The organism is Pseudoalteromonas sp. TB41, assembly GCF_000497975.1.
Lineage (GTDB): Bacteria > Pseudomonadota > Gammaproteobacteria > Enterobacterales > Alteromonadaceae > Pseudoalteromonas > Pseudoalteromonas tetraodonis.
Genome location: NZ_AUTH01000046.1, coordinates 12,246 through 29,426, shown reverse-complemented (window position 1 = coordinate 29,426; position 17,181 = coordinate 12,246). Strand labels below are relative to the sequence as shown.

The following is a 17,181-nucleotide window of genomic DNA, read 5'->3' as shown; positions in this document are numbered from 1 at the left end:
AACACATGAAACCCTAAAGTTAGCGCTGTTTGTACTGTGTTTTACAATGACTGCGCATAATCGCGGGGTCGCGCAACTTTAGGTGTTTAGTTTTACGCCCGGCATGGCGCTTACGCCACACTTTAAATGAGCCGCTAGATATGTGGTCACGCATGAAATTAACTAACTGAGAGTAATTTAGCCCATAAAGATTTTCAATGGCTTCAAACGGTGTTCTATCTTCCCATGCCATTTCTATAATCCGTGATTGCTGTTCTTGGTTAAACATATTTATTCCAAATTGGGTTAATACGCAAAAGTTAAATTTAGCGATCATCACTTGCTTGTGATGTTAAAAATATAACCTCTTTTTATTTATTAACTTTAATTAAGTGTATGATAAACCTACATACTGAAACTGGGGCTTAAAGGATGTTTACAAAACTACCTAAGTGGGTTGAATATGGTGCATTTACCCTCGCTTTTATTGCCGGTATGGTAAACGCAGTAGGTTTATTAGGGTTTGAACAGCAAGCAATTTCTCACGTTTCAGGGTCAGTGACTTCATTAGCTATTGAACTTACTACCAACATCAAGGCGGCGTTATTTTTAGTTGCGATTGTACTGAGTTTTATATTTGGCTCGGCATTAACAGGCTTAATGCTTTCAGGCGGTTCACTTAAGCTAGGCCGCCATTACGATACGCTCTTATTTATTGAGGGTATTTTACTGCTGTTAAGCGCACAGCTACTTCAATATTCTTACCCTTACGCACTTACACTTGCCTCTGCTGCCTGCGGCTTACAAAATGCTTTAGCCACTAACTACAGCGGCGCTGTAGTGCGTACCACTCATTTAACCGGTATATTTACCGACCTAGGGTTAATGTTTGGAAAAGCCCTAAAAGAACAAACATTCGATACTAGAAAGTGCATTGTTTTTGTATTAATTATTGCCGGTTTTTTAACCGGCGGAGTGGTAGGCGTATTGCTATTTAAACATTACTCAGTGCTGACTTTAGTTGTGCCCGGCATTTTTTGTATTGTTTTATCGATTACTTATCGGGTTTATCGGTTGAGTGTGCTTTAACCAATTCACAAAATCCCCTACCCTAAACTTATCAACTTGCCATTGTGCTGAAATTTATGAAATATTACTATTTACCCCCGTTATTGTTATGCAGTCAGTTAGGTTTAATTAATAGTGCGAGTGCTGAAGATACCGCGCAATCAATTGAACGTATCACCACCACAGCATCACGTAGTGAAGCGCTTTCCACCCCATTACCTTTGGTGATCAGTGTATTAAGTGAATCACAGCTTGAGCTTATTGCCCCTACCCATGTAGAAGAAGCACTGCAACGCGTTGCAGGTGCCAATGTACAACGTGGTAATGGTCAAGAATATTTACCCGCCCTGCGCTCGCAGGTGCTTTCTGGTACGGGGGCTTGTGGAGGGATTTTAACTGCTGAAGATGGTATTGCACTTCGTGCAGCTGGGTTTTGTAATATTAATGAGCTGTTTGAAGCACATAGTGAGATGGCACAGCGTATTGAAGTATTAAAAGGCCCAGGCTCTGCACTGTATGGCTCAAATGCAGTGCATGGCGTAATTAACGTCATTACACCAGACACGACCCAAGGTGGTGGTTTGCTGGGTGTTGATTATGGCTCTTACGGTTATGCTCGCTATAAATTGCGTGCAGGCCATGCTATGGATAATTCAGGGTTCGGTATTAATGCCAGCTTTACCGATGATGGCGGTTACCGAGATGATGAAAGCGTTAAACAACAAAAAATAAATGTGCGACATCGATACGCTAACAACAACTTAAGTTTAATATCGGGGTTGACCTATACCGACTTAGACCAACAAACCGCAGGATATATTAGCGGCTTTCAAAGCTATAAAGATGAAGATATTGCACAGCAAAATTTTGATCCTGACGCCTTTAGAAAAGCCCGCTCGCTTAGGGCTTGGAGTAAAGCAAGCTGGCAATTAGGTGAGAACACGCTTGTTGTTACTCCTTATATTCGTGACCAAAGCGTGGACTTTTTTAAACACTTTTTACCCGGTACTCCGCTCGAAAAAAACAGTCAAACGGGGTTTGGTCTACAATCGCTTTATCAACATTATGTGAACGACAATACGAACTTAAAGCTTGGCTTTGATGGTGAGTTTACCCAAGCCGATTTTTTACAAACCCAAGATAACCCCACCCAAGGCTCTGCGTTTTTAGTGGCCACTGTGCCGCAAGGTAAACATTACGATTACCAAGTCGATGCCACCTTATACGCTCCATTTGCCGCTATTGATTGGCAGCTTAATGACTGGCTTATTAGCGCTGGGCTGCGTTATGAGCACATGCAATATGACTATCAAAATAATATGCTTGCAGGGCGTACAAAAGAGGATGGCAACGAATGTGGTTTTGGTGGCTGTCGTTATAGCCGCCCCGAAAGCACTAAAAATAGCTTTAGTAATCTTTCGCCAAAACTCGGGGTGAGCTATCAGCTTAATACTAACAATACATTATACGCTAATTTTTCAAGAGGCTATCGAGCCCCCCAAGCGGCTGAGCTCTATCAATTACAACGCGAGCAAAGTACTGCCGACTTAGACGCAGAAATAGCTAATAATGCTGAGCTGGGTATTAAAGGGGTGTACAACAATACTCGCTATGGCTTATCGATGTATGCGATGAGCAAGCACAATACCATCTACCGCGACAGTGACTTTTTTACTGTTAATGACGGCCAAACTCGGCATCGCGGTATTGAGCTTGAATTAGCGCATAGCTTTAATCAGCACTTATCTGTTAATTTTGCAGGCACCTATGCCAAGCATACGTACTCGAATGAGCAAGTTATTGGCAGCATTAATATTAAAGGTAACGATATTGATACCGCACCTCGAAAGGTTGCTAATATCGATTTTAACTGGCAAGCCAACGAGAGTATTAGCCTTGCGCTGCAATGGCACTATGTGAGCCGCTACTTTTCCGACCCTGAAAACTTACATGAATATCAAGGCCACGATATTTTAAGCTTGCGCGGCCAGTGGCAAATTAGTCCACAGCTATTACTGAGTGCCCGAATTATAAACTTAACTAACACAGCCTACGCTGAGCGCGCCGATTACACCAGCTTTACTGGGGATCGTTACTTCCCAGGTAAACCACGTAATGCCATGTTGTCTGTAAGTTACCAGTGGTAAAACAAAAAATGCGCTATATAAATTATATAGCGCATTCCTTTTATACGTTTATTTCTGCTTATCGAACGGCCAGTACAATTAAACCAGGCACCACAAAGAACGATCCTAGTATATAGCCTAATGCTGCTGATTTATTATTTGTACCAATTTCGGCTAGCTTTTCAGCAAGTTTAAGCGGTATTTCACGCAGCACAGGAACGCCGTAAATAAGTGCAACTGCAAATACATTAAACATAACGTGTACCAATGCAATTGTTAGCGCAACCTCAGCCATAGGCCCTGTAATTGATGTGGCCGCTAATAAAGCAGTAATGGTTGTACCAATGTTAGCTCCCAGTGTGAATGGGTAAATTTGACGCGTAGTAAACACACCACTTCCAGCAAGTGGGATCATCAAACTGGTTGTCGTTGATGATGACTGAACCATAATTGTTACTGCCGCACCTGATGTGATACCCGCGATAGGCCCGCGCCCAATGGCTCCATGCAGTATATCTTTTGCAGTGCCAACCAGCGCTTTTTTAAGTAATTTACCTAATGTAGTTACGGCAAATAAAATCAAACAAATACCTGCAATAACCATCGCTGCACCTAGCATTTTTGTATCTAAAAAACTAAATGCATCTTTTATTACGCCCACAGCTGGTTTTACGAGTGGTTTAATAAAGTTGTAGCTCTTTAATGATAAGTCGGCATCACCAATAAATAAGTGCGATAAAGCAGCAGACATTTTTTGCAGCAAACCAAACATTATTTCTAGCGGTAAAAATATAATAACGGCAAATAAATTAAAGAAATCATGAACAGTTGATGCCGCAAATGCACGCTGGAATTCTTCTTTAGAGCGAATATGGCCAATAGACACTAAGGTGTTAGTAATAGTGGTACCAATATTTGCACCCATCACCATTGGAATAGCAATACTTAACGGTAAACCGCCAGCAACTAGTCCCACTATAACTGAGGTAACCGTTGATGATGATTGCACTAAAGCGGTTGCTAAAGCACCTAATAATAATGCGATAAACGGGTTGGTTGCGAATGCAAAAATCTCTTTCGCTCCCTCAGTACCGCCCGACGCTAATTTAAAACCACCACTGACAGTGCCAACGGCTACAAGGACTAAATAGACTAAAAAGGCGATAGCAGCCCAGTTAAGCGTTTTTATTAATAGCGTATTGCGCTTTGATTCACTCATGTTTAAATCTCAGTTTTGTCTTACCGATTATGGCATTTTGATGACGTTTTTGTTTCAGAGCGCATTAGAACACCTAAATATTACAGAAATATTTCAATTCGATTAACGTGCTTTTTTATTCATAACATAAAAAAATAAGGGTGAAAAATTGAGTATAAGGCAAGCCATAACTTTAAAAACAATCAATTAAAATCAAAAAATTAAACTTAGTATTCAATTACATAACAAAGCGCTAAGTGGGATCAATTAAGGACTAAATTTAAAAAGGTCTGAGTAATAGATTAAGTTGGTATTAAAGGGAAGTTTTATAAGCTTTATCTGACTTTACTAGGGGTATTGCCTAGCCTTAAGCTAGGCAAGGTTACTAAAGCAGCAATCTCGAAGATTGAGTAAAAACAAGCTTTATGATTGATACAAATTAGCTTTTTTTATGCTAGCAAAATCGTTAAAACGCACACCGTGCTGGCGCATCACTTTAAGAATTTTTTTGCTAATCATTTGACGTAAATAAAACGGCTGATTCGGCACAAAATGATGAATTGTGTGGGTGTGGCCAAAGTTAAAGCAAAACAAATTAAACGGCATAAACAAACGGCTAGTAATTACGTGAGTTTGCTCAAGCATATTATTAACACCGCCGTAATAATGCATACTGGAGGTAACAAAATTAAGTGAGCTCGAACGTACAATGTTAGGCACTATCAGCACCACCATTAAAAACTCGAACACATTCATTACATCGAGCAATAATGCCGGTGAGTTAGCCGCAATTGGGGTAAATAGATTAATTAAATGAAACCCTATCACACTGTATAAAATAGCAAAATAAGCAGTAGTAATTGGAAAACCTGCGTTAAACACTTTAAAAAAGCTAAACCCTTTAATTTCTTTACTAAAACGTTTTGCGTTAATTAATAAACCAAGCAATCCATCAACAATCACCAATGCACGTAAAAACGGGTTTTTAATACCATTACCTACCAACCGTTCTTCTAAATCTTGCTCAGTGCCCGACGTTTTGTGGTGATGCAAATGCATCTTGCGACGATACCACGGGCTAATCGTATTAGGGCGCATCAACCACACGGTAAACATCATAAAATTGTGTAAAAAAGGCTGGTTGCTAAAGTACTGCTTATGAATAAGATCGTGCTCAAGCTCGTGCGAAATAGAGGTGGCTATAGCGGCCAATACAATACAAAGCCAAGCAGGGATAATGGCAAAGTAATACAAAGTACCCACCCCAATTAACGCACTTAGCGAGAGCAATAAGATAGCCATTCCCAAGGTGTTTTGATGCATTAACAATGGATGTTTCTGACGAAGCAGCGCTTCTTCAGCCTTAATCGCTTTAACAATGGCTTGAATATTCTGTTTTGCGGTCAATTGAGTCATGATGTTTTATTCGCAACAAGAGGTTGAAGTATATAATATCCGAGTAAAAAACTCAGTACAAAGTAATTTAATACTAATTAATTTACGGGGAAAAAAAGTATAAGATCATAATCAAATTAAATATCTCACTTTCTTAGCACGTGCTATTGGGGCATTTTAAAGCACTTATAAAGCCACATTATACTTTTTAAGAAGCATTTTTTGTTTATCTCCTTTGATAGATAAACGGCCACTGTTCCATATATTTATTAGCGTTTTCCTTCTTTCAGCGGGCATTTTATTTGAAAAAATAGGTATTTCAACCAATTTACTTTCTAAGCCTGGACGCACTATTTTTAATCCATTGTTCCAATCAAATCGATTCAACATGTACTGTAAAACCAACATATTATCTGCATATAGATCGATTCTTCCCGCTTTAATCATCTGAAAAATCCGTTCTACCACATCGCTAGAGCCCGCGATTACTTCCACTAAATCAGAATTATTTGGATCATCAATATAATTTTGATAATCAACACTTACCGAGCTGTAATCCCACCCAGGCCCTGTTGCAACACGCTTTCCTTGTATGGATTGAATTCCATCATAGCGCCAGGATTCATCCTGCCTAACAACAAAAGCAGTTGGATATGCAAATGTTGCCTCTGTGGCGTACTCGAAACCCACTTCGGTGTCTTGCGAAAATAAATATTCTGGCAACATATCGCAAAGACCATCCGCAACCATATCGAGTCCCCTTGCCAAAGGCACTTCGTAATATTCTAATTGATAGCCTTTTGATGTATATATTTTCTCTAGCATATCAATCACAAAGCCGCGGGCAGGAAAACCCTCTGACGGAAATATGGTCATAGGAGGCCATTGGTCGTAGCAAACTTTTAATGTATTGGCATGACTAAAGTTACCTATACCCAATGCTAACAATAAGGATATAAGCAGCACTTGAGAGATCTTTTTTTTACCTTTAAACATTCTATTTTTCAACACGATCACGTCCTTTATCTTTAGCGCAGTAAAGCTTCAAGTCAGCGACTTTGAATAACTCAATAACTGAGCAGTCTTTTAGCTCGGATGAGGCAACGCCTTGGCTTACAGTATAGATTACAGTCTCACCATCAACTTCTAAGGTTGAATCAACCACAGCCTTTCTTATTTTACTAGCGAGTTTGAATGCGTTATCAAGCCCTGTGTTTGGAAGAAATAGTGCAAACTCCTCTCCACCCACTCTACCAATAAGGTCAGACTCTCTTATCATGCTCTGAACTGTGTCGGTAAAATGAATAAGCACCTTATCACCAACAAAATGTCCATACGTATCGTTAATGTTTTTAAAGTAGTCTAAGTCAATTAAAATAAAAGATGCGGGTAATTTCTGTCGCTGAGAAAGTTCTAGCAAATGATTTGCTGTATCAAAAAAGCTCCCCCGATTTAAAGTACCCGTTAGAGAGTCTCTTGTTGCAAGCGTTTTAAGTTTTTCATTTAATACTTGTAGATCTTTTGTACGTTTTGTAACGGCTTCTTCCAGCCAATCTCGTTTAGATTTTTCATCCTCGAGTAATCGCTCCCGATCCCTTTCCATACTAAAGAGCATCGTATTCATATGATCTTGGAGCTGGCTGAGCTCGTTGTTTTCAATATGTGAAAGATTGATCCGTTTACGTACATTTTTACTTGATTGGACCTCATTAACTTGTTGCATCAATTCTTTTAAAGGCCTGGCTAGGTAACGATCGAAAGCCCAAATAAATAACCCAAACAAAATTGATAATTTTATCATTGCCGTAATAGCAATTAAGAAAAAACCAAATAAAACACGATCTAAAACCACCTCAGACGATGAATAGAGCACCAATGTGCCAAGAAAAACCCGTGTACCATTAAGCGTCCAATACAACTCAGATTTAGTTTCAAAAATTGAGAGAGGAAGTGAGGCTTGAGTGTAAGAACGTTTAGAAATCATGCTTTTGCCATGTTTGTCAAAAACATCAACTCCCTCAATAACCGGCATTTTAATAAGCCCATCAACGAGTACACCTAACTGAGTTTGGTCATATTGCCACAAACTCGTCGAAACAGGACCCTGAACAGTTTCTTGCAACTGTTTTAATTCATAGGAGATTGAGTTTTGTGTTTTTAAGTATTCAGTTAAAAACTGCATGCTTGTTATGAGGCAGGTTACAAACAAGTAGATAGAGAAAATAACGCGCATCATTTTTTTAGATAAACTGTTTGGACTACGGTAACTTGCAAACATTAACAATGGCACTTCTTAATAAACTTTATAGTTGAGCTTAGGTTAATTACATTCTTAATGGAAGCAAAGAACAGCATAAGGAATAAGTGTTCTCATTTCTGGCGGCTTTAGGCTATTCAAATTTAAGGCATAAAAAAAACCCAACTAATTTGGTCGGGGCTATAACGTATATAGCTGAATAAATAATTCATCCCTGAAGCTGCATCCATCGTTCATCCATGAACTCACTTCGAGTCACTGCGAAACTACGTTTCGGTTCACTCTCACACAGTGGCCGGACTTTTACTTATAACAGCGGCACCTCACGTGCCGCTCAAGTTCAGCCACTCAAATTTAAGGCATAAAAAAACCCCAACCAATTTGGTCGGGGCTATAACGTATATAGCTGAATAAATAATTCATCCCTGAAGCTGCATCCATCGTTCATCCATGAACTCACTTCGAGTCACTGCGAAACTACGTTTCGGTTCACTCTCACCCAGCGGCCGGACTTTTACTTATAACAGCGGCACCTCACGTGCCGCTCAAGTTCAGCCACTCAAATTTGAGGCATAAAAAAACCCCTGCTAAATCTAGCAGGGGCTATAAAAAGTGGTACCAGCGGCCGGACTTGAACCGGCACGCCTTGCGGCAGGGGATTTTGAATCCCCCATGTATACCAATTTCATCACGCTGGCATCATTTTTCTTTAACCTTCTAAACAAGAGAAGATAAAGAAAAACCACTTTAGAGTGAAAGATTATGTACCCTCTTCCATCTCATTGCTAAGCATTATACAAACAATAAGCAAAGCGGCAAGCGTTTTATGTATTAAGCATGATCAACCGCTTAACATTTAGGCAACCATTAACATTTGAGCCAATATCGAGTTAAGCACGTAGCGTAATAGGTAGTATTTGACGGCTTATTTGCTAAACTATCGCGCACATTAACATTGAGAGTATATTTATGTTGGCTGAGTTTCCACGGGCAGGATTTTGGCGCCGTTTTGCGTCATTGGTGTACGATACATTAGCTATTATCGCTTTTGCGATGCTAACGGTGGTATTGTATTTATTTGCTATTCAAGGGCTTATTTCCCTTGATGTTATTGCTCTTAATGGCGCTGAAGATGTCTCAGCACGTATTCAGGACTCACTGTTACTTTCAGGGATTCGCAGCTCACTGTTAGTTCTGGTTGGTTTGGTGTTTTTTGGTTATTTTTGGACTAAAAGCGGGCAAACAATTGGTATGCGTGCGTGGCGATTAAAAGTACAAACCCATCAGGGAAACTTAATTAGCTGGCCACAAGCCATTATCCGCAGTATCAGCGCATTGCTGGGTTTAGGTAATTTAGTGGTATTAGTGGATTTTAAAAATAAAAAAGCACTACAAGATTACCTATCAAAAACCGAAGTGGTTACGCTCACCAAAGAAGAAAATAAACGCGTTTATCGCGAACTATGATATCAATCCGCAATAATACTTAATTAAGCGAATTGGTATAATCTCAATCTAAAGAATAAAAAACGCGGCGCTTTTTACAAAGGCCGCGTTTTTTATTTAAGCTTTAAATTTAGTTATACCCGCTTATTCATTAAATAAGCTGCAAACCCTGTAAATAAGATGCTCGGCAAAACGGCGCCTATAATTGCAGGAATTTGATATACCATTACCACAGGCCCAAATATCTCATTGGTTAGATGAAACACAATACCGGTTACCACCCCCATAATAATTCGTGCCCCCATAGTTACAGTTCGCAGCGGACCAAATATAAACGACAAGGCAACCAACAACATTACGGCAATAGACACGGGCTGCATTAATTTACGCCAGAGCGCTAAATCATAGGTGCTGGTGTCTTGCTCATTTTGTTGTAAGTAAGCTAAATATGACCATAGCCCTGAAAACGACAGTGATTCTGGTTTTACCGATACCACGCCTAGCTTTTCGGCGGTAAGCTGCGAAGGGTAAAACTCTTCAGAAACTTGTTCAGTGGTAATTAACTCTTCGCTGATCATCACTTTATTTACATCGCGCAATAGCCAACCACTATCTCGCCCTACGGCTTCTTTTGCTTTGGTGATTTGTGTTAGTGATAACGATTTATCAAAATGATACATGTTAACGCCGCGCAGCATGCCATTTTGGTCAACATCTTCAATGTTAATGAAGTTATTACCATCTTTAGCCCATACTCCTTTTTGCGCATTAAACACATCACCACCATGAATCGCTTGATTACGCATTTCCTTAGCGTGCAGCTGTGCAGCAGGAGCGCCCCACTCGCCTAAAGCCATTACGCACAATGCCATAAAAATAGCTGTTTTCATTACTGAGCCAATAATTTGTAAACGCGACATCCCCGCCGCTTGCATTACTACCAACTCACTATTTGAGGCAAGCGCTCCTAATCCAGTTAAGCCACCAATAAGTGCAGCCATAGGAAAAAACACCACTAAATCATCTGGAATACTGTAAATAGTGTACAGCATGGCAGTCATTATATCGTAGCTCCCGCGCCCTACAGATTTAAGCTGCTCAATAAACTTTATTAATGTACTAATACCCACGAGCACCATTAACGCAAACCCTGTGGTTTGCAAAATGCTACGACCTAAGTACCAATCAAGTGTCTTCATCATAGGTTTTGCTCCCGCTTAGTGACGACAGCTTTAAGCCAAGCACCCAATGGACGACCTCTAATAATTAATAAGCTACCAATAAATAATGCACTTAAATGAATCCACCACAGTCCAATTGATGGCGGAATTTTGCCATCCTCTACTGCAAATTTGGCCGCATTAAGTAAAATAAAATAGCCTAAATACAAGCTGATAGCGGGTACCAATTTTGCAAATTTACCTTGGCGAGGGTTTACTACACTCAAAGGCACGGCCAGCAAAGTTAATAACGGAATGGAAAGTGGGATCGCTAAACGCCACTGCCACTGTGCAATTGCTTCGGGAGTATTAATTGACATAAGTTCACGGGTTGGCACAGCTTCTAATTTACGACGTTGATGCTCTATTTCTTGTTCGCGAATTTGTACGCTGTAACCATCAAACTCAGTTAAGTTAAGCGAAGGCGCTTCGCCATCAGTTTCGTAGCGTTTACCATCAGTAAGTACTAACTGCTGCTCACCATTTTGTGCTTCAATTACAACGCCTTGCTCAGCGTATACTAAACGCGCTAAATCGCCTTTTTCACTATCTGGTAACTGCGCAACAAATACTTTATTAAGTTCTTTGCCGCCATTTTCAATATTATGAATAAATACCACGGCTTTTTCGTTACCGGTTTGTTGAAAACGCCCAGCTCTAAGCGCCGATAATCCAGCATCCGCCTTTGCTTGCTCTTTTAATTGATATTCTTGCTCGCTAGCCCAAGGTGCAACATACAAGGTAAGTACCGCGGCGAGTAACGCTAAGATGACACTAGAAATAAGCGTAATGCGCACCACATACCACTCACTCACGCCACAAGCTTTAAGTACTGTCATTTCACTGTCAGCGTAAATACGGCTGTAAGCTAAAATAATTCCTAAAAATAAACTCAGGGGTAAAATTAATGATGCTAACTGTGGCAACTTAAGCGCAATCATTGAGAACACGAGTTTTGCTGGGATACTCCCCTCTGAGGCATCACCAAGAATAACAACAAACTTTTGCGACAAAAATATGGTCATCAAAGTTAAAAATACGGCGACCTGCGATTTTAAAACCTCAGTGGTCAAATAACGGAAAATTAGCAACATTCGCCCCTGTTAAACATGGAATTTCAATATAATAATAAAAAACGATGAGTGAACTAGTTAATTCACTCATTTTAAATGAGTATTAAGCACATATTATAAGCCATCAATATTAATTATCCTACCTAACATCACGATATAATGTTGCATTAGTTACCCTTAAGCATATAAAGTTCAAATACACAGTAAGAGTCGAGTAAAATCTACTAATATTAGCGCTAGACCTAAAAATTTAGGTAAAAAGACTAGAAAACACATTTTTAGTCCCAATTTAGCTTCTATAGATGACTCAAAATCAGGAGTGACAATGGAATTCAACGTAAAAAGTGGTAGCCCAGAAAAACAACGCAGTGCGTGTATTGTTGTGGGTGTATATGAACCACGCAGGTTATCCCCCATTGGTGAACAACTTGATAAAATTAGCGATGGTTATATCTCTAATTTATTACGCCGTGGCGACTTAGAAGGTAAGCCAGGACAAGTACTACTATTGCATCATGTGCCCAATATTTTAAGCGAACGTATTTTACTTGTTGGCTGCGGTAAAGAACGCGAGCTTGACGATAAACAATATAAGCAAATTATTTCTAAAACTATCAACACGCTAAACGAAACGGGTTCAATGGAGGCCGTGTGCTTTTTAACTGAACAACATGTTAAAGGGCGTGATACCTATTGGAAAGTACGTCAAGCGGTGGAAACAACACAAGATTGCCTTTACACCTTTAATCAGCTGAAAAGTAAAAAAGTAGACCCTCGCCGCCCACTACGTAAAATGGTATTTAACGTCCCTACTCGCCGTGAACTTACTATAGGCGAAAGTGCCATTGAGCATGGTTTAGCGATTGCAGCAGGTAGTAAGCTGTGTAAAGACGTTGCTAATATGCCGCCTAATATTTGTAATCCAGCGTACCTTGGCGAGCAAGCCAAAGAACTGGAAGCTAATTTTGATAACATCACTGTTGAGCTAATTGGCGAAGATAAAATGGCCGAACTAGGAATGAACTCATACCTAGCAGTAGGTCGTGGCAGCGATAACGAATCAGTTATGTCGGTAATTAACTACAAAGGCGCAGGCGATGACCAAGCGCCTATCGTTCTCGTTGGTAAAGGCTTAACCTTTGACTCAGGCGGTATTTCATTAAAACCAGGCGAAGGCATGGATGAAATGAAATACGACATGGGGGGCGCAGCTGGTGTTATTGGCGCTATGCGCTCACTTGCACAAATGCAGCTACCTATAAACGTAATTGGTGTTTTAGCCGGCTGTGAAAACATGCCAAGCTCAAACGCCTATCGCCCAGGAGACATACTAACAACTATGTCTGGGCAAACGGTAGAAGTACTTAACACCGATGCCGAAGGCCGTTTAGTATTATGTGATGCGCTGACCTATGTTGAACGTTTTGAGCCTGAAACCGTGATTGATGTTGCAACCTTAACCGGTGCGTGTATTGTCGCTTTAGGTGCCCATGCTACGGGTTTATTAGCTAATCATAATCCACTGGCGCATGATTTATTAAAAGCGTCTGAGCAAAGTGGCGATCGTGCATGGCAACTGCCATTATGGGATGATTATCAAGATCAACTTGAAAGCCCGTTTGCCGACTTTACTAATTTAGGTGGGCGCGCTGCAGGTACTATTACCGCGGCCTGTTTCTTATCTAAATTTACTAAAAAGTATAACTGGGCTCATTTAGATATTGCCGGTACTGCATGGCGCAGCGGCGCTAAAAAAGGCGCAACAGGTCGTCCTGTTCCTATGCTGACTCAGTATTTATTAAACCGAGCTGGTATTAGCGAAGCAACTCACGACTAACAAACCAACACAGGGCTTCACAGCTCAATGTAGAGTATAAAATAAGGCGCTTTTAAAGCGCCTTATTTATTGGGTATTAATTGAAGCAAACCCCGTTATATGGCAAAATCCCCTTCTTAATTTGTGTGTATTTAATAACAGCACAATCAATGTCATGGGAAATCCCGATACAATGAACATGAATGCCCAGTTTTTCATTTTAAAGCAACAAGATGAGTCATTAGCTAAAGCCGATGATCACTTTGCTTTAGCAGCTCAAATAGCTGGGCAACAGTATCGGCTTGGTCAACGCGTATTTATTTTTGTAGATAGCGAAGAAACCGCCAACAGCATTGACGAAACTATTTGGACATTTGATGCCGACAGTTTTGTACCTCACAATTTACAAGGCGAAGGCCCAAAAGGCGGCGCACCTGTAGAAATAGGCACAACACCACCCGTTGGTAATCGTAAAGTATTAATTAACTTGGCCAATCACTTACCGGATTTTATTCGTCGGTTTAACCAAGTTTTTGATTTTGTACCCGTAGAGCCCGTAGCCAAACAAGCCGCTCGTGAGCGCTTTAAAAAACTACGCCAACTCGGTGCCAATATCACCACGCAAGATATTAATCGCTAACGCTCACTGCGTACAAAGCTAACTAACTCATTTAAGTACTTATTTAAGGTTCTGTGTAATGGATAAAACCTACAATCCGCAAGATATTGAACAGTCTCTCTATCAAGACTGGGAACAAAAAGGCTACTTTAAGCCATCTGGCCAAGGCACCCCATATTCAATTATGATCCCGCCGCCAAATGTCACGGGTAGCTTACACATGGGCCACGCTTTCCAAGATACTATCATGGATACCTTAACGCGCTTTAAACGTATGCAAGGTAACAATACGTTGTGGCAAGTAGGTACTGACCACGCAGGTATTGCCACACAAATGCTAGTAGAGCGTAAGCTTGCGGCAGAAGAAGGTAAAACACGCCACGATTTAGGCCGTGATGCATTCATCGATAAAATTTGGGAATGGAAAAACGAGTCTGGTGGCACGATTACAAAACAACTTCGTCGCCTTGGTGCTTCTGTTGATTGGGACCGTGAACGCTTTACCATGGACGATGGCCTATCAGAAGCTGTTAAAGAAGTATTTGTACGCCTTCATAAAGAAAACCTAATTTACCGTGGTAAACGCCTAGTAAACTGGGATCCAAAATTACACACTGCGATTTCTGATCTTGAAGTTGAAAACAAAGACAAGCAAGGTCACATGTGGAACTTACGTTACCCACTTGCTGATGGTGTAACGACACAAGACGGTAAAGACTACATTGTTGTTGCAACCACGCGCCCAGAAACCATGCTGGGTGACTCAGGTGTTGCAGTAAACCCAGATGACGAGCGCTATCAAGACCTAATCGGTAAAGAGATTTTACTACCGATTGTTAATCGTCGTATTAAAATTGTTGCCGATGAACATGCCGATAAAGACAAAGGTACAGGCTGTGTAAAAATCACCCCTGCGCACGACTTTAACGATAACGAAGTAGGTAAACGTCATCAAATGCCGATGATTAATATCTTCGATAAAGACGCGGCTATTTTAACTCAAGGTGAAACATACACCTTTGATGGTAAAGAACTTGAATTTGACGCGCCTATTCCTGAGCGCCTGCATGGCCTTGACCGTTTTGACGCACGTAAAGTGATTGTTGCTGAATTTGAAGAGCTAGGCCTACTTGAAAAAATTGAAGACCATGGCTTAACCGTTCCTTACGGAGATCGCTCAGGTGTTGTTATTGAACCACTACTTACTGACCAATGGTATGTACGTGTTGCACCACTTGCAGAGCCTGCAAAAGACGCAGTTAAAAATGGTGACATTCAGTTTGTACCTAAGCAATACGAAAACATGTACTTTTCGTGGATGAACGACGTACAAGATTGGTGTATTTCACGTCAGCTTTGGTGGGGTCACCGTATTCCAGCTTGGTACGACAGCGAAGGTAACGTATACGTAGGCCGTGATGAAGCGGAAGTTCGCCGCGATAACAACATTGCAGATAGCGTAGCACTTAGCCAAGACGAAGACGTTCTTGATACCTGGTTTTCATCTGCACTTTGGACATTCTCAACTCAAGGTTGGCCAGAGAATACTGATGACTTAAAAACCTTCCACCCGTCTGACGTGTTGGTAACCGGTTTTGATATTATTTTCTTCTGGGTCGCGCGTATGATCATGATGACGCTGCATTTTATAAAAGATGAAAATGGCAAACCACAAGTGCCATTCAAAACGGTTTATGTAACTGGCCTAATACGTGACGATAATGGCGATAAAATGTCGAAGTCAAAAGGTAACGTACTTGACCCACTAGACATGATTGACGGCATTGGCCTTGAAGACTTAGTACAAAAGCGTACTGGTAACATGATGCAGCCTAAACTTGCCGCTAAAATTGAAAAAGATACCCGCAAAGTATTTGCAAACGGTATTGAAGCACACGGTACCGACGCACTACGCTTTACCTTAGCTGCAATGGCATCAACCGGTCGTGATATCAACTGGGATATGAACCGTCTTGAAGGTTACCGTAACTTCTGTAATAAATTATGGAACGCAAGCCGTTACGTATTAATGAACACAGAAGAGCAAGACTGTGGCTTTAACGACAGTGAAAAACAGTACTCGTTAGCTGATCGTTGGATTTTAGGCCAATATGAAGCAACGGTTAAAACCTACACCGAGCACCTTGATAACTACCGTTTTGATTTAGCGGCGAACACGCTTTATGAATTCACCTGGAATCAGTTCTGTGATTGGTACTTAGAGCTGACTAAGCCGGTATTATTTAAAGGCAATGAAGCACAGCAGCGCGGTACACGTCATACCCTTATTACCGTACTTGAAAGCTTATTACGCTTAATGCACCCAATGATGCCTTACATCACTGAAACGATTTGGCAACGTGTTGCACCACTTGCTGGCCTTGAAACAGCGGGTACCAGTATTATGGTTCAGGGTTTCCCTGTTTATAACCAAGCCAATGTTGATGCACAAGCAATGGACGATTTAGAGTGGGTTAAGCAATTCATTTTAGCAATTCGTAATATCCGTGGTGAAATGGATATCAGCCCAAGTAAACCACTTAGCGTTTTACTGGCTAACGCATCAAGCGATGATGTGCGCCGTATAAACGAGAATGAATCATTCCTAGCGTCATTAGCTAAGCTTGAAGCGTTTACCCTGCTTGAAAACAAAGACGATGCTCCAGCGTGTACGACCTCTTATGTTGGCAACCTTGAGATTATGATCCCAATGGCGGGCTTAATTGACGTTGAAGCCGAGCTTGCACGAATTAACAAGCAACTTGAAAAAGCAGAAAAAGGGCTAGCCCAAGTGCAAAACAAACTCGCTAACGAAAAGTTTGTTAACAACGCACCTGAAGCAGTACTGGCTAAAGAAAATGCTAAACTTGCTGAATTTACAGATGCTAAAACTAAGCTACTTGAGCAAAAAACTAAGATTGAAAGCTTATAATTAAACCGTTACGGATGGCTTATACCATTCGTAAACAGTTAATTTATAAGTA

Annotated in this window: 13 protein-coding genes and 1 tRNA gene; 6 read left to right on the top strand and 8 right to left on the bottom strand. The window is 40.8% G+C overall.

Features of this window, described 5'->3' with window-relative positions; all coding sequences use genetic code 11:
• Positions 1-19: 19 nt before the first annotated feature.
• A complete protein-coding gene (locus L641_RS0107125; RefSeq protein WP_013464176.1) occupies positions 20-268 on the bottom strand; it encodes a TIGR03643 family protein in 249 nt (82 codons plus the stop codon).
• Between the two features lie 143 nt (positions 269-411).
• Here L641_RS0107125 and L641_RS0107120 point away from each other — a divergent pair, with 143 nt between their 5' ends.
• Entirely contained in the window at positions 412-1,068 is a 657-nt protein-coding gene (locus L641_RS0107120; RefSeq protein ID WP_024601529.1) for a YoaK family protein, read from the top strand.
• Between the two features lie 56 nt (positions 1,069-1,124).
• Entirely contained in the window at positions 1,125-3,194 is a 2,070-nt protein-coding gene (locus L641_RS0107115) for a TonB-dependent receptor (RefSeq protein WP_024601528.1), read from the top strand.
• A gap of 58 nt (positions 3,195-3,252) precedes the next feature.
• Here the strand turns inward: L641_RS0107115 and L641_RS0107110 are convergent, their stop codons facing one another.
• From L641_RS0107110 to L641_RS0107085, 5 genes are all read right to left on the bottom strand, one after another.
• Complete coding sequence (locus L641_RS0107110; RefSeq protein ID WP_013464173.1) at positions 3,253-4,392, bottom strand: Na/Pi symporter; 1,140 nt, start codon at positions 4,390-4,392, stop codon at positions 3,253-3,255.
• Positions 4,393-4,794: 402 nt separating this feature from the next.
• Positions 4,795-5,787, bottom strand: coding sequence for a fatty acid desaturase (locus L641_RS0107105; RefSeq protein WP_024601527.1), 993 nt, complete (start codon positions 5,785-5,787; stop codon positions 4,795-4,797).
• 165 nt (positions 5,788-5,952) lie between these two features.
• Positions 5,953-6,762 (bottom strand): transporter substrate-binding domain-containing protein, encoded by an 810-nt coding sequence (locus L641_RS0107100; RefSeq protein ID WP_024601526.1) that lies wholly within the window; start codon positions 6,760-6,762, stop codon positions 5,953-5,955.
• Between the two features lies 1 nt (position 6,763).
• Positions 6,764-8,044 carry a GGDEF domain-containing protein gene (locus L641_RS0107095; protein ID WP_024601525.1) on the bottom strand — a complete coding sequence of 427 codons (1,281 nt, stop codon included), beginning with the start codon at positions 8,042-8,044 and terminating at the stop codon, positions 6,764-6,766.
• 592 nt (positions 8,045-8,636) lie between these two features.
• Positions 8,637-8,721, bottom strand: a tRNA-Leu gene (locus L641_RS0107085).
• Positions 8,722-8,992: 271 nt separating this feature from the next.
• Here L641_RS0107085 and L641_RS0107080 point away from each other — a divergent pair.
• Positions 8,993-9,490, top strand: coding sequence for an RDD family protein (locus L641_RS0107080; RefSeq protein ID WP_024601524.1), 498 nt, complete (start codon positions 8,993-8,995; stop codon positions 9,488-9,490).
• A gap of 113 nt (positions 9,491-9,603) precedes the next feature.
• On the opposite strand, the gene lptG is transcribed toward L641_RS0107080, so the two are convergent.
• Together lptG and lptF are read right to left on the bottom strand one after the other, a co-directional pair.
• Positions 9,604-10,671 carry an LPS export ABC transporter permease LptG gene (gene lptG, locus L641_RS0107075; protein ID WP_016900139.1) on the bottom strand — a complete coding sequence of 356 codons (1,068 nt, stop codon included), beginning with the start codon at positions 10,669-10,671 and terminating at the stop codon, positions 9,604-9,606.
• On the bottom strand, positions 10,668-11,780 hold the full coding sequence (lptF, locus tag L641_RS0107070; protein WP_024601523.1) for an LPS export ABC transporter permease LptF: 1,113 nt from the start codon (positions 11,778-11,780) through the stop codon (positions 10,668-10,670). Before lptF ends, lptG begins: the two co-directional genes overlap by 4 nt.
• A 307-nt stretch (positions 11,781-12,087) precedes the next feature.
• Between lptF and pepA the strand changes: the two genes are divergently transcribed.
• The 3 genes from pepA to L641_RS0107055 all read left to right on the top strand — a co-directional run bounded on the left by pepA (position 12,088) and on the right by L641_RS0107055 (position 17,129).
• Complete coding sequence (gene pepA, locus L641_RS0107065) at positions 12,088-13,599, top strand: leucyl aminopeptidase (protein WP_016900137.1); 1,512 nt, start codon at positions 12,088-12,090, stop codon at positions 13,597-13,599.
• 172 nt (positions 13,600-13,771) lie between these two features.
• Positions 13,772-14,218 carry a DNA polymerase III subunit chi gene (locus tag L641_RS0107060; protein WP_013464165.1) on the top strand — a complete coding sequence of 149 codons (447 nt, stop codon included), beginning with the start codon at positions 13,772-13,774 and terminating at the stop codon, positions 14,216-14,218.
• Between the two features lie 58 nt (positions 14,219-14,276).
• The gene (locus L641_RS0107055) at positions 14,277-17,129 is read left to right on the top strand and encodes a valine--tRNA ligase (RefSeq protein WP_024601522.1); all 2,853 of its coding nucleotides are present in this window, start codon (positions 14,277-14,279) and stop codon (positions 17,127-17,129) included.
• The last annotated feature ends 52 nt before the right edge of the window (positions 17,130-17,181 follow it).